The 13068-nt window shown below is 70.0% G+C and carries 13 protein-coding genes; 10 read left to right on the top strand and 3 right to left on the bottom strand.

Annotated features, from left to right (window positions below):
• Positions 1-37 precede the first annotated feature (37 nt).
• Positions 38-466: a DUF2000 family protein gene (locus ACFPQ9_RS29150; RefSeq protein ID WP_380859688.1), complete on the top strand. Its 429-nt coding sequence runs from the start codon at positions 38-40 to the stop codon at positions 464-466.
• A 169-nt stretch (positions 467-635) separates the two neighbouring features.
• On the opposite strand, the gene ACFPQ9_RS29145 is transcribed toward ACFPQ9_RS29150, so the two are convergent.
• Positions 636-1892, bottom strand: a complete 1257-nt coding sequence (locus tag ACFPQ9_RS29145; protein WP_380859685.1) for an MDR family MFS transporter — start codon at positions 1890-1892, stop codon at positions 636-638.
• Positions 1893-2089: 197 nt separating this feature from the next.
• Between ACFPQ9_RS29145 and ACFPQ9_RS29140 the strand changes: the two genes are divergently transcribed.
• Positions 2090-2851: a phosphoglyceromutase gene (locus tag ACFPQ9_RS29140; protein ID WP_380859682.1), complete on the top strand. Its 762-nt coding sequence runs from the start codon at positions 2090-2092 to the stop codon at positions 2849-2851.
• Positions 2852-3020: 169 nt separating this feature from the next.
• A complete protein-coding gene (locus tag ACFPQ9_RS29135; RefSeq protein ID WP_380859679.1) occupies positions 3021-3326 on the top strand; it encodes a hypothetical protein in 306 nt (101 codons plus the stop codon).
• 531 nt (positions 3327-3857) lie between these two features.
• On the opposite strand, the gene phoU is transcribed toward ACFPQ9_RS29135, so the two are convergent.
• Positions 3858-4559 (bottom strand): phosphate signaling complex protein PhoU, encoded by a 702-nt coding sequence (gene phoU / locus ACFPQ9_RS29130; protein WP_380859676.1) that lies wholly within the window; start codon positions 4557-4559, stop codon positions 3858-3860.
• A gap of 441 nt (positions 4560-5000) precedes the next feature.
• Between phoU and phoR the strand changes: the two genes are divergently transcribed.
• Both phoR and phoP read left to right on the top strand, forming a co-directional pair.
• Complete coding sequence (gene phoR / locus ACFPQ9_RS29125) at positions 5001-6278, top strand: two-component system sensor histidine kinase PhoR (protein WP_380859673.1); 1278 nt, start codon at positions 5001-5003, stop codon at positions 6276-6278.
• Positions 6279-6283: 5 nt separating this feature from the next.
• A complete protein-coding gene (gene phoP, locus ACFPQ9_RS29120; RefSeq protein ID WP_004000192.1) occupies positions 6284-6955 on the top strand; it encodes a two-component system response regulator PhoP in 672 nt (223 codons plus the stop codon).
• A 107-nt stretch (positions 6956-7062) separates the two neighbouring features.
• Here phoP and ACFPQ9_RS29115 read toward each other — a convergent pair whose 3' ends face one another.
• Positions 7063-7776: a copper chaperone PCu(A)C domain-containing protein gene (locus ACFPQ9_RS29115; protein WP_380859670.1), complete on the bottom strand. Its 714-nt coding sequence runs from the start codon at positions 7774-7776 to the stop codon at positions 7063-7065.
• A gap of 611 nt (positions 7777-8387) precedes the next feature.
• On the opposite strand from ACFPQ9_RS29115, the gene ACFPQ9_RS29110 reads away from it, so the two are divergent.
• From ACFPQ9_RS29110 to rlmB, 5 genes are all read left to right on the top strand, one after another.
• Positions 8388-8870 carry a CarD family transcriptional regulator gene (locus ACFPQ9_RS29110; protein WP_003953493.1) on the top strand — a complete coding sequence of 161 codons (483 nt, stop codon included), beginning with the start codon at positions 8388-8390 and terminating at the stop codon, positions 8868-8870.
• A 291-nt stretch (positions 8871-9161) separates the two neighbouring features.
• On the top strand, positions 9162-9926 hold the full coding sequence (gene ispD / locus ACFPQ9_RS29105; protein ID WP_380859667.1) for a 2-C-methyl-D-erythritol 4-phosphate cytidylyltransferase: 765 nt from the start codon (positions 9162-9164) through the stop codon (positions 9924-9926).
• The gene (gene ispF, locus ACFPQ9_RS29100; RefSeq protein ID WP_380859664.1) at positions 9916-10416 is read left to right on the top strand and encodes a 2-C-methyl-D-erythritol 2,4-cyclodiphosphate synthase; all 501 of its coding nucleotides are present in this window, start codon (positions 9916-9918) and stop codon (positions 10414-10416) included. Before ispD ends, ispF begins: the two co-directional genes overlap by 11 nt.
• A gap of 70 nt (positions 10417-10486) precedes the next feature.
• Positions 10487-11884 carry a cysteine--tRNA ligase gene (cysS, locus tag ACFPQ9_RS29095; protein ID WP_380859661.1) on the top strand — a complete coding sequence of 466 codons (1398 nt, stop codon included), beginning with the start codon at positions 10487-10489 and terminating at the stop codon, positions 11882-11884.
• A gap of 112 nt (positions 11885-11996) precedes the next feature.
• Positions 11997-12938, top strand: coding sequence for a 23S rRNA (guanosine(2251)-2'-O)-methyltransferase RlmB (rlmB, locus tag ACFPQ9_RS29090; RefSeq protein WP_380859658.1), 942 nt, complete (start codon positions 11997-11999; stop codon positions 12936-12938).
• Positions 12939-13068 lie beyond the last annotated feature (130 nt).

Here is a 13068-nt window from a genome sequence, read left to right as displayed (position 1 = left end):
CAAGACCAAGCCTTACGGCGGCCGTCAGTCTCGGTCCATGAGCACTGAAGCACCCGTTCGATTCGACACGAAGATCGCCGTCCTGCTGCGTGCGGACCTGGAGCCCTGGCAGCGCCTGAACGTCACCGCGTTCCTGGTCAGCGGCCTGGGAACGCAGCTCCCGGAGGTCATCGGCGACCCCTACGAGGACGCGGACGGCGTCCCCTACCTCCCGATGTTCCGCCAGCCGGTCCTGGTCTTCGAGGCCACGAAGGAGACGCTGACGACGGCCCACGCGCGCGTGCTGTTCCGCTCGCTGCCGCGCGCGATCTTCACGTCCGACCTGTTCTCGACGGGCAACGACCGGGACAACCGGGCGGCGGTGCGGGCGGTGCCGACCGGGGAGCTGGATCTGGTGGGGCTGGCGGTGTACGGGCCGCGGAATGCGGTCGACAAGGTGATCAAGGGGGCGCGGATGCATCCGTGAGGCCGGCCGGGCGGTCGGCGGGCTGCGCTTCCGTGAGGCGGACCGGGCGGTTCGCCGACGAGTCCGATCGGCTGTGGGCCGCGTGTCCGTCAGGCTGCCCGTCCGTGAGGCCGCGTGTCCGTCAGGCTGCCCGTCCGTCAGGCCGCGTGTCCGTCAGGCTGCCCGTCCGTCAGGCGGCGCTGACCTCGGGCTTCGTGTCGGCCGGGGTGCCGACGGCGGCCGGAGCCTCCGTCGGAACGCGGCGGATCAGGGCGCCGTACCCGATCGCCGCCGCCGTCCCGATGACCGCGCACAGGCCCCACAGCCACTCGGCGCCGAGACGGTCGATGACGAAGCCGGACATCAGCGGGGCGACCAGGGCGGCGACCGACCAGGACAGGGTGTACATGCCCTGGTAGCGGCCGCGCCCGTGGGCGGGGGAGAGGCGGACGACGAGGCCGGTCTGGGTAGGGGCGTTCAGCATCTCGCCGAGCGTCCACACGCAGACCGTCAGCGCGAAGACGCCGACCGACCCGGCGAACGCGGTGAGGCCGAAGCCGTAGCCGGCGAGCAGGGACGACACGATGAGGATCCGCCCCGCGTCCCGGCGCTCGATGAAGCGAGTGACCGGGATCTGGAGCGCGACGATCAGGACGCCGTTGACGGCGATGGCGAGGCCGTAGTCGGCGGGCGAGAACCCGGCGTCGCCCATGGCGACCGGCAGACCCACCGAGCCCTGCTGGAAGACGAGGGCGACGAGGAAGGACAGCCCGACGACGGTCATGAAGCGCCCGTCGCGCAGCACGGTCCCGAGCCCCACCTTGTCCTCGGCCGACTGGCCGTCCTGGACGACGGGCCTGGACTCGGGCAGCTTCACGAAGATCACGACCGCGCAGACGGCCGTCATGCCGGCCTCGATCAGGAACCCGGCGAGGTAGCTGACCTCGGCGATGAACCCGGCGGCGGCGGAGGAGAGGGCGAAGCCGAGGTTGATGGCCCAGTAGTTGAGCGAGAAGGCGCGCACCCGGTCCTCGGGCCGCACGATGTCGGCCATCATCGCCTGCACGGCCGGCCGGGAGGCGTTGGAGGCGGCGCCGACGACGAAGGCCACGGCGGCGATGGCGACGGGGTGGTGCATGAACCCGAGCACCGCGACGGACACGGCGGTGGAGGACTGGGCGATCAGCAGCGTGGGCCGCCTCCCGAGCCGGTCGGTCATGACGCCGCCCCCGAGGGACGAGACGACCCCGCCGAGGCCGTGCAGCGCGGCGACCAGGCCGGCGTAGGAGGCGGAGTAGCCGCGGTCGAGGGTGAGGTACAGCGCCATGAAGGTGGCGACGAAGGCGCCGAGCCGGTTGACCAGGGTGCTGGTCCACAGCCACCAGAACTCGCGGGGCAGCCCGGCGACGGTCTCTCGGGTGGCGCGTCGCAAGGCGGCGAGTGACATGGGGGTCCCTACGGAGGTGGCCGGAAGCCGACAGCGGATGTAAGTAGCCAAGAAGGCATCCGCAACTTACAAACGAGGGGCTCGGCCAAGCCACTCAATTAACAGATCCCGTCAACTGTCCGCAGGGCTACGGGCCGGGCTGTCCGCCTGCTGGGCGGGCCGTCTGGGGGCCGAATGCGTGGATTACGCTCTGGGGCATGGCCGACGCACCGTACAAGCTGATCCTCCTCCGCCACGGCGAGAGCGAGTGGAACGCGAAGAACCTGTTCACCGGCTGGGTGGACGTCAACCTGAACGAGAAGGGCGAGAAGGAGGCAGTCCGCGGTGGCGAGCTCCTGAAGGACGCCGACCTCCTGCCCGACGTGGTCCACACGTCCCTCCAGAAGCGGGCGATCCGCACCGCGCAGCTCGCGCTGGAGTCCGCGGACCGCCACTGGATCCCGGTCCACCGCAGCTGGCGCCTGAACGAGCGCCACTACGGCGCCCTCCAGGGCAAGGACAAGGCGCAGACCCTCGCCGAGTTCGGCGAGGAGCAGTTCATGCTGTGGCGCCGCTCCTACGACACCCCGCCCCCGCCGCTCGAGGACGGCACGGAGTTCTCCCAGTCGGACGACCCGCGCTACGCGACGATCCCGCCGGAGCTCCGCCCCCGCACGGAGTGCCTGAAGGACGTCGTCGTCCGCATGCTCCCGTACTGGTACGACGGCATCGTCCCGGACCTCCTCTCCGGCCGCACGGTCCTGGTCGCGGCCCACGGCAACAGCCTCCGCGCCCTGGTCAAGCACCTGGACGGCATCTCCGACGCCGACATCGCGGGCCTGAACATCCCGACCGGCATCCCCCTCTACTACGAGCTCGACGCCGACTTCAACCCGATCACCCCGGGCGGCAAGTACCTCGACCCGGAGGCGGCCGCGGCCGCGATCGAGGCGGTCAAGAACCAGGGCAAGAAGAAGTAGCCCAAGACCGATCATCAAGCCCCTCACCAGCACTTTCTCCGCTGGCGAGGGGCTTTTTGTCGGACCTGGGCCCTGGTGGCGGGATCGTCACCCGCTACGGTCACTGCGGCAGCACTGTGCAACAGGGGCAGCACTGTGCATCAGGGGGACTACGCATGATGGGGGCGGAATGACCGGGCGGGTGAAGGTGTGGCTGGCCGGTGGCTGGCTCGTCCTGGTGGTGGCCGGCTGGTCGTTCACCGAGTCGATCAACGACGGGATCGAGCCGACGTCGGGCCCGCGTCCGGAGCCGTCCTCCTCGAGTTCCCCGAAGTGCCCCGCGCCGACCTCGCCGACGCCGGAGCCCACGGCCACGTCAACGGCGATGCCGTCGCCGACGCCGTCGATCGGTACGGGGCGCGAAATCACCGACTACCACGTCGCGACGGACCCCGACCTCACCGTCACGGCCGTCGCCTGCATCGTCGCGGACTAGCCCTGGAAGGGGCGGCGGGCGGCCGTGCGCGGCGAAGGGCCCCGGCGCGGGACGGGCCGCGGCGAGGCCCTCACCGTCGTACGAGATCTACGGCAGCCGAGGCGTGAGACGGCACCCACGGCGTCGTACGCCACAGACCTCCGCGTTCTGCACCCTCACCTTCACCCGCACTGGCAAGGGTTCCCCGACTGGCACCCGCACCCGCAGCCCGAGCCGCAGCCGCAGGCGCCGAAGAGCGGGAGGCTCCTGATGTCGGCGGGCTGCTCGGTCGGGAGCTCCTGGGTGGGGTCGGGCGTGGTGCCGGGAGTGCTGGGGGATTCGGCCATGGTCCCTCCTCGAGGCTGGTGCCTGTGCCCATTCCATGCCCGCCCTGCTGGGCGCATCAACGGCGCACAGAGGCTCGCCCGCGCCGAACCCGCCGATCCTCCAGGACCCGAAGGCCCCGAGGACCCGAAGGCCCTCCAGAACCCGAAGATCCCCCAGAACCCGAAGGAACTGGGGGACCAGGAGGGCCGAGAGGGCCGAGAGGGCCTACGCCCCGTCCACCCCCGAAACCGGCTGGATGTCGGGCTTGATGTCCTGCTGGAGCTCATCCGCGTGCTCACCCGTCACCAGGTAGACCACCCGCTTCGCCACCGCCACCGCATGGTCGGCGTACCGCTCGTAGTAGCGGCCGAGCAGCGTCACATCGACCGCCGTCTCGATGCCGTGCTTCCAGCGCTCGTCCATCAGGTGCTGGAAGAGCGTGCGGTGGAGGAGGTCCATCGCGTCGTCGTCCTGCTCCAGCTGGAGCGCGAGGTCGACGTCCTTGGTGACGATCACCTCGGCCGCCTTCGCCATCAGGCGCTGCGCGAGCTGGCCCATCTCCAGGATGGTGGCGTGCAGGTCCTGCGGAATCGCCCGCTCCGGGTAGCGCAGCCGCGTGAGCTTCGCCACGTGCTGGGCCAGGTCGCCCGAGCGCTCCAGGTCCGCCGACATGCGCAGCGAGGTGACCACTATCCGCAGGTCCGTGGCCACCGGCTGCTGGCGCGCCAGCAGGGCTATGGCCCGGCCCTCCAGGTCGTGCTGAAGATCGTCGACCTTCTGGTCGCCCTCGATCACACTCTCGGCCAGCTTCAGGTCGGAGTCGAGGATCGCCGTCGTGGCGCGCCCGATCGCCGACCCGACCAGCCGGGCCATCTCCACCAGACTGTCGCCGATCGAGTCCAGTTCCTCGTGGTACGCGTCCCGCATCAGGGTCCCTCTCTTACGTATGCCTCGGGGGTTCCGGGCGCCAGGAGACTGTCGTCCGACCGGCAGTCCTGTGGTCGTGTGATCGTGCGGTTGTGTGCCGTCGTACGTACGACGGCTGACCACCGGTCTGTCGTCGGACAGGAAGTCTTCAGGAAGTCTTACCGTCATGACTTCCGACAGTAAGACCGTCGCGAAAACGACAGTCGGACTGTCGTGAAACCGCCAGTACGATCTCGCGACCTCTACGCTAAACCGACTGTCTGATCCACGCGCTGAACTGGCCGTGCGAACCCCACACCCCCACGATCCGGTGTCTACGCGTCCGTTTGCGCCACCCCAAATGAACCAATACTGGCTCCAAGGTGAACTCTGGGCGACGAGTGTTCGAGCTCGCACTCCGACGGCTGTGGGCACAGCCCGGGCCATGCCTAACCTGGATGCATGGACGTGAACGCGGCGGTCGCCGCAGCGGCAGCGATCGCCGGGGTTCTTACCGGTGTCATCGCCATGCTGGCGTTCCGCTGGAGCGAACGCGACCTGAAACGACCCACCCGAACCTCCCTGCACACCGACCCGGTCCTGCCCCCCGGCGTGGACACGGTCCTGTCGGTGCTGCGCTCCTCGGCGGTCGTCCTCGACGAAGGGGACGCCGTCGTCAAGGCCAGCTCGGCGGCGTACGCCCTCGGTCTGGTGCGCGGAGGCAAGCTCTCCGTCGAACCCATGCTCCAGATGGCCCGGGACACCCGGCGCGACGGCGAGATAAGGCAGGTCGAGCTGGACCTGCCCCGGCGCGGCACCGGCCGCGGCGAGGCCCTCGCCGTCTCCGCCCGCGTCGCGCCGCTGGGCTCCCGGCTCGTCCTCCTCCTCGTCGAGGACCTCACCGAGGCCCGGCGGATAGAGGCGGTCCGGCGTGACTTCGTCGCCAATGTGAGCCATGAGCTGAAGACCCCGGTCGGCGCGCTCTCCCTGCTGTCCGAGGCGGTCATGGACGCCTCCGACGACCCGGAGGCCGTCGAGCGCTTCGCCGGGCGCATGCAGATCGAGGCGACCCGGCTCACCAACCTGGTGCAGGAGCTGATCGACCTCTCCCGGGTGCAGAACGACGACCCGCTGGAGGACGCCGAGCCCGTCCGTGTCGACGAGCTCGTCGCCGAAGCGATCGACCGCTGCCGGCACGCCGCCGGCACGAAGCAGATCACCATGGCCGCCGGCGGCACCGAGGACCTCAGCATCTGGGGCAACCGCGGCCAGCTGGCCGCGGCGCTCGGCAACCTCGTCGAGAACGCCGTCAACTACTCACCCGCCCGTACCCGCGTCGGCATCGCCGCACGCCGGCTCACCGCACCGGGCGGGGACCATATCGAGATCGCCGTGACCGACCAGGGCATCGGCATCTCGGAAAAGGACAAGGAGCGCATCTTCGAGCGCTTCTACCGCGTCGACCCGGCCCGTTCCCGTGCCACGGGTGGCACCGGCCTCGGTCTCGCGATCGTCAAGCACGTGGCCGCCTCGCACGGCGGGGAGGTCACGGTGTGGAGCTCCGAGGGACAGGGCTCCACGTTCACCCTGCGGCTGCCGGAGGCGGGTGCGGCCCGCGACCGTGCTCAGCAGCACCCCGATCTCGACGACGAGGCCGGGCAGTCCGCACTATCGAATTCCCCCACTTCCCCCGACTCACCTGCGTACGAAACGCTTTCCGCCCCGGAGGTCCTTCCGTGACCCGTGTGCTCGTCGTCGAGGACGAGGAGTCCTTCTCCGACGCCCTGTCGTACATGCTCCGCAAGGAGGGCTTCGAGGTCGCCGTCGCGACCACCGGGCCCGACGGACTCGACGAGTTCGAGCGCAACGGCGCCGACCTCGTCCTCCTCGACCTGATGCTGCCCGGCCTGCCGGGCACCGAGGTCTGCCGTCAGCTGCGCGGTCGCTCCAACGTTCCGGTGATCATGGTCACCGCCAAGGACAGCGAGATCGACAAGGTTGTCGGCCTGGAAATAGGAGCCGATGACTACGTCACCAAGCCGTTCTCCTCGCGCGAGCTGGTCGCCCGTATCCGGGCCGTCCTGCGCCGCCGCGGCGAGCCCGAGGAGGTCACCCCGGCCGCCCTGGAGGCCGGCCCGGTCCGCATGGACGTGGACCGCCATGTGGTCACGGTCTCCGGCTCCAAGGTCGACCTCCCGCTCAAGGAGTTCGACCTGCTGGAGATGCTGCTGCGCAACGCCGGTCGTGTGCTGACCCGTATGCAGCTCATCGACCGGGTGTGGGGTGCCGACTACGTCGGTGACACCAAGACCCTCGACGTCCACGTCAAGCGCCTGCGCGCCAAGATCGAGCCGGACCCGGGCGCGCCGCGCTACCTGGTGACGGTCCGCGGCCTCGGCTACAAGTTCGAGCCGTAAACCGCGGCGCGGACGGCAGACGAAAGGCGGGGCCCCGGATTTCCGGGGCCCCGCCTTTTCCACAGCTGTGGACGCCGTCTCTACGGCGGTGCAGCGCCGTGGGCCGGTCAGTGACCGGCGGCCGACTGCGAGGTGGCGTCGGTCGGGGTCGCCGAGCCGGCCCCGTGGCCGCCCTCGGTCCCGGCACCGGCACCGGCCGTCTCGGACGAGCTCGCGGAGGCGCCGCCGGTCGGCGTGGCCCCGCTCTCGCCGCCCGGGGCCCCGGTCGGGGTACCCGTCGGCGAGGACGTCGTGCCCGGCGCGGCCGGGACCTCGCTCGGGCCCCAGCTCTCGAAGTAGTGCTCGGCGGGCACGACGAACGCGCGCAGGCTCACGTCACCGGTCTTGCTGAACGTGAAGGTGATCTTCTGCGCGTCGCCGTCCTGGATGGACTCGCGGCTGCTCGGCAGCACCGCGGAGGCGTTGTCCTTGCCGCCGATGATCAGCGAGCCGCCGGCCGGGATGGTCAGGCTGCCGCCCTTGGCGGGCTTCAGCTCGGCGGTCTTGCCGGCGTCGTCCACCTTGATCGCGTCCAGCGTCTGGGCCGTCTTGCCGGAGTTGAACAGGGTCGCGGAGATCGCGGCCGGTCCGGTCGACTCCAGGTCCGGCTGGGTGATGACGAGGGCGTTCTGGATCTTGATGGCGCCGACGCTGGTGGCCGCGTTGTCCGGCTTGATCTCCAGCGTCTGGGCGTTGTTGCCTGCGGCGCACGCGGCGAGCGAGGTGATCGAGAACGCGAGGGCGGCGGCAGCGAGTGCGCCGCGTCGAAGGCTGCTGCTCACGGCGGCGGCAACTCCTTGACTCGAACGGGGGGCGCGTGAAGCCGCCCTAAGTGTCTGTCAGCGGCCTTAGGTTACCGAGCCGTTCCCGCGCGACCGCACCCGACCCTCCCCTCGGGGACCCAAGTGCCGTCGAAGTCCCTCTTCCACCCCGTCTCTTCACCCGCAAGTGACCCGGGAGTCACATTGCCCGGCCGCTCGTCCGTCATTCACATAAGCCCCTCGCAAGCGGTCGCGCAAAATTTCCGTGAAGGAATGCGCGACCCTCCCGGAATTGATCACCGGCCCTGTCGTCCGACCTGCCGTGATCAATTCCTGGATTCGTCCGGTACCCGACTCCGGACGCCGAACGGAGTAGCGGAAGTCGCACACTTGGAACCGGACATTTGTGTACGTTCGACCACTCGGGGGCACCGCCGGATGTGTGTAACGTGCGCGTTTCTGTGCGTCCGCAGAGCCGCTCCCACCTGCGAATACCTTCTTCCGGTCGGCCCGCGAAGCACGTTCCTGTTGGAGTTGTCAAGCCCCGAGATATGCCCTGACCTGCGAAAACGCCATTCAGAACCCGCCGTTTCCGTGTTACCCTGGATAGCCACGGAAGGGGTACCTGTCACATGACGTTCAAGGTTGGCGACACCGTGGTCTATCCCCATCACGGGGCCGCGCTGATCGAGGCCATCGAAACTCGCCAGATCAAAGGCGTGGACAAGACCTACTTGGTGCTGAAGGTCGCCCAGGGTGACCTGACGGTACGTGTGCCAGCGGACAATGCGGAGTTCGTCGGCGTGCGTGATGTGGTCGGTCAGGACGGGCTGGACCGGGTCTTCGAGGTGCTGCGCGCGCCGTACGCCGAGGAGCCCACGAACTGGTCGCGTCGTTACAAGGCAAATCTGGAGAAGCTCGCCTCCGGCGATGTCATCAAGGTCGCGGAAGTCGTACGTGACCTGTGGCGTCGTGAGCGCGAGCGCGGACTCTCCGCCGGTGAGAAGCGCATGCTCGCCAAGGCCCGCCAGATTCTGGTGAGCGAGCTCGCCCTCGCGGAGAACACCAACGAGGACAAGGCCGAGGCCCTGCTCGACGAGGTTCTCGCGTCCTGACGCGGTTCATCCGCCTCAGTTCATTCAGCACAAGTGCTGTGTGGCTTTAAAAGTGCCGCGGTGCCCGATGACGTCATTTCTGTCGCCGGGCGCTGCGGCATGTTCGCGCGCGGACGCTGTTCGACCCGCCCCGCGCGCCGTGCTTCGGGGGTGCCCCCGATACTTTGGTGTGCCGGGCCCGGGCGGCAGGCTCGACCGACTGTCACGGAAGGGTCCGGTCAAGGCGTCGCGCCCGGTGGCACGCTGTGGCCATACCCAACTAGGCCGAGCACACAAACCTGACAGGAACCGATGTCTGACGATTCGCGCCCTTCGCCCTCGGAAGCCCGCAGCGGAGCCCGTACGGCCGTGGTGATTCCGGCCGCAGGAAGGGGCGTACGCCTCGGTCCTGGCGCCCCCAAGGCGCTTCGCGCGCTGAACGGCACGCCCATGCTCATCCACGCGGTCCGCGCGATGGCCGCGTCCCGTGCCGTCTCCCTGGTGGTCGTCGTCGCCCCGCCCGACGGCGCCCCCGAGGTCAAGAGCATGCTCGACGCGCACGCGCTGCCCGAGCGCACCGACTTCCTGGTGGTCCCCGGCGGCGAAACCCGCCAGGAGTCCGTCAGGCTCGGCCTGGACGCGCTGCCGCCGGACTTCGACATCGTCCTGGTGCACGACGCGGCGCGCCCGCTGGTGCCGGTGGACACCGTGGACGCGGTGATCGAGGCCGTACGCGACGGAGCGCCGGCCGTGGTGCCCGCGCTGCCGCTCGCGGACACGGTCAAGGAGGTCGAGCCCGCGCAGACGCCCGGCGCATCCGAACCGGTCGTGGCCACCCCGCAGCGCGCGCGCCTGCGTGCCGTACAGACCCCGCAGGGCTTCGACCGCGCCACGCTGGTCCGTGCGCACGAGACGGTGACCGACGACGTCACCGACGACGCGAGCATGATCGAGCAGCTGGGCCTCGGGGTCGTGGTCGTACCCGGCCACGAGGAGGCCTTCAAGGTGACGCGCCCGCTGGACCTGGTCCTGGCGGAGGCGGTCCTGGCCCGTCGGAGGCTGAACGATGGCTTCTGAGCAGCCGGCGCCGCTGCCCCAGGTCGGCATCGGCACCGACATCCACGCCTTCGAGGAGGGCCGCGAGCTGTGGTGCGCGGGCCTGAGGTGGGAGGGCGAGGGCCCCGGACTCGCCGGCCACTCCGACGCGGACGTCGTCGCGCACGCCGCGTGCAACGCGCTGTTCTCGGCGGCCGGCCTGGGTGACCTGGGGCAGCACTTCGGCACCGGGCGCCCCGAGTGGTCGGGCGCCTCCGGCGTCGTACTCCTCACCGAGGCGGCCCGGATCGTGCGCGAGGCGGGCTTCCGCATCGGCAACATCGCCGTCCAGGTCGTCGGCCCCCGCCCGAAGATCGGCAAACGGCGCGACGAGGCGCAGAAGATCCTCTCGGACGCGGCCGGCGCGCCGGTGTCGGTGTCGGGCGCGACGACGGACGGGCTGGGGTTCCCCGGCAGGGGTGAAGGGCTGATGGCCGTGGCCACGGCGCTCGTGGTGCGGACCACGGCCTGACCGCTGTCCACAACCGTCCTGTTATCCACAAGCGTCCAAGGCACCGGGCATCGCCGACTACCCTGGACCCGTGACTATTCGCCTGTACGACACCAGCGCCCGGCAGATCCGTGACTTCACCCCGCTCAAGCCGGGTTGCGTCTCGATCTACCTCTGTGGTGCCACCGTGCAGGCCGCCCCGCACATCGGGCACATCCGCTCCGGCCTGAACTTCGACATCATGCGCCGCTGGTTCGAGTACCGCGGCTACGACGTCACGTTCATCCGCAATGTCACGGACATCGACGACAAGATCATCTGGAAGGCGGCCGACCAGGGCCGCCCCTGGTGGTCCATCGGCTACGAGAACGAGCGCGCCTTCAACGACGGTTACACCGCGCTCGGCTGCCTCCCGCCGACGTACGAGCCCCGCGCCACCGGCCATGTCACCGAGATGGTCGAGATGATGCGCACGCTCATCGAGCGCGGGCACGCGTACGAGGCCGACGGCAGCGTCTACTTCGACGTGCGCTCGTGGCCGTCGTACCTGGAGCTGTCCAAGCAGGACCTCGAGGAGATGCGGCAGCCCGCGGAGGAGGGCATCTCCGGCAAGCGCGACCCGCGTGACTTCGCGATGTGGAAGGCGACCAAGCCGGGCGAGCCCGACTGGGAGACCCCGTGGGGCCGCGGGCGCCCCGGCTGGCACCTGGAGTGCTCGACCATGGCGCACAAGTACCTGGGCAGCGCCTTCGACATCCACGGCGGCGGCCTCGACCTGATCTTCCCGCACCACGAGAACGAGATCGCCCAGGCCAAGGCTTTCGGCGACGAGTTCGCGAAGTACTGGGTGCACAACGCCTGGGTCACCATGAGCGGCGAGAAGATGTCGAAGTCGCTGGGGAACAGCGTGCTGGTCGCCGAGATGGTCAAGACCTGGCGCCCGATCGTCCTGCGCTACTACCTGGGCACCCCGCACTACCGCTCGACCATCGAGTACAGCGAGGAGGCCCTGCGCGAGGCCGAGTCGGCGTTCGCGCGGATCGAGGGCTTCGTGCAGCGCGTGGTCGAGAAGGCAGGCGAGGTCGAGCCGTCCGCCGAGGTCCCGCCCGCCTTCGCCGAGGCCATGGACGACGACCTGGGCGTCCCGCAGGCCCTCGCCGTCATCCACACCACGGTCCGCCAGGGCAACAGCGCGCTGGCCGCCGACGACAAGGAAGCGGCCGTGGCCCGCCTCGCCGAGGTCCGCGCCATGCTCGGCGTCCTCGGCCTGGACCCGCTGGACCCGCACTGGGCGGGCGAGTCCGACCGCGGCGAGGATCTGCACGGCGTGGTCGACAGCCTCGTACGACTGGTCCTCGACCAGCGCGAGGCCGCCCGCGCCCGCAAGGACTGGACGACCGCGGACGCCATCCGCGACCAGCTCAAGCAGTCCGGCCTGGCCATCGAGGACGGCCCCGACGGACCTCGCTGGACCCTCGGGCCCCGCTAGGTCCGAGCGGTCCCCGCACGGGCTGTTTCCTTGATCAATTGTGCCGCCCGGCCCCCCGGGCGGCACACTTCATAGACGTACGTACGACACACCCACGACAGACAGGTAGGTCATGGCCGCGAACAACCGCCGCATGTCCGGCAAGAAGGGCGCGCAGGTCGGCAGTGGCGGCCAGCGGCGCAAGGGGCTCGAGGGCAAGGGCCCGACGCCGCCCGCCGAGATGCGCAAGGGCCACAAGAAGAACCGCATCGCCACCGCCAAGGCGAAGCAGACCGCCCGCCGTCCCGCGCCGCGCGGCCGCGGCGGCAAGAGCACGTCCGAACTGGTCGTCGGCCGCAACCCGGTCGTCGAGGCGCTGCGCGAGGGCGTCCCCGCCTCCACGCTCTACGTCCAGCAGTTCATCGACAACGACGAGCGTGTCCGCGAGGCCCTCCAGCTCGCCGCGGACCGCGGCGGCATCAACCTCATGGAGGCCCCGCGCCCCGAGCTGGACCGCATGACGAACGGCCTCAACCACCAGGGCCTCGTCCTGCAGGTCCCGCCCTACGAGTACGCCCACCCCGAGGACCTCGCCAGTGCCGCCTACGACGACGGCGAGGACCCGCTCATCGTCGCCCTCGACGGCGTGACGGACCCGCGCAACCTGGGCGCGGTCGTCCGCTCGGTCTCGGCCTTCGGCGGCCACGGAGTCGTCGTACCCGAGCGCCGCGCGGCGGGCATGACCGCCGGCGCCTGGAAGACGTCCGCCGGCACCGCGGCCCGTACGCCGGTCGCCCGCGCCACGAACCTGACCCGCGCCCTGGAGGCGTACAAGAAGGCGGGCATCGTGGTCGTCGGTCTCGCGGCCGACGGCGACGCGGAACTCGGTGACCTGGAGGCCCTCGACGGCCCGGTGGTCATCGTGGTCGGCAGCGAGGGCAAGGGCCTGTCCCGGCTGGTCGGCGAGACGTGCGACTTCCGCGTCCGCATCCCGATGCCGGGCGGCGCGGAGTCCCTCAATGCCGGTGTCGCCGCAGGCATCGTCCTGTACGAGGCGGCCCGCCGACGGGTCTGAACAGGCTTCCGTGGCGTCACCCGTGCGGGTTAATTCTGGTGACAGTGGTGCGACCTGCGCATCCTTGACGCGGTCCGGACAGATCGGACCGGTCAAAGCAGTGTCCTAACCACATGTCACTCGGTTAGTT

Source organism: Streptomyces coerulescens (genome assembly GCF_042657965.1).
GTDB lineage: Bacteria > Actinomycetota > Actinomycetes > Streptomycetales > Streptomycetaceae > Streptomyces > Streptomyces coerulescens.
This window is presented reverse-complemented; position numbering and strand designations above follow the sequence as displayed.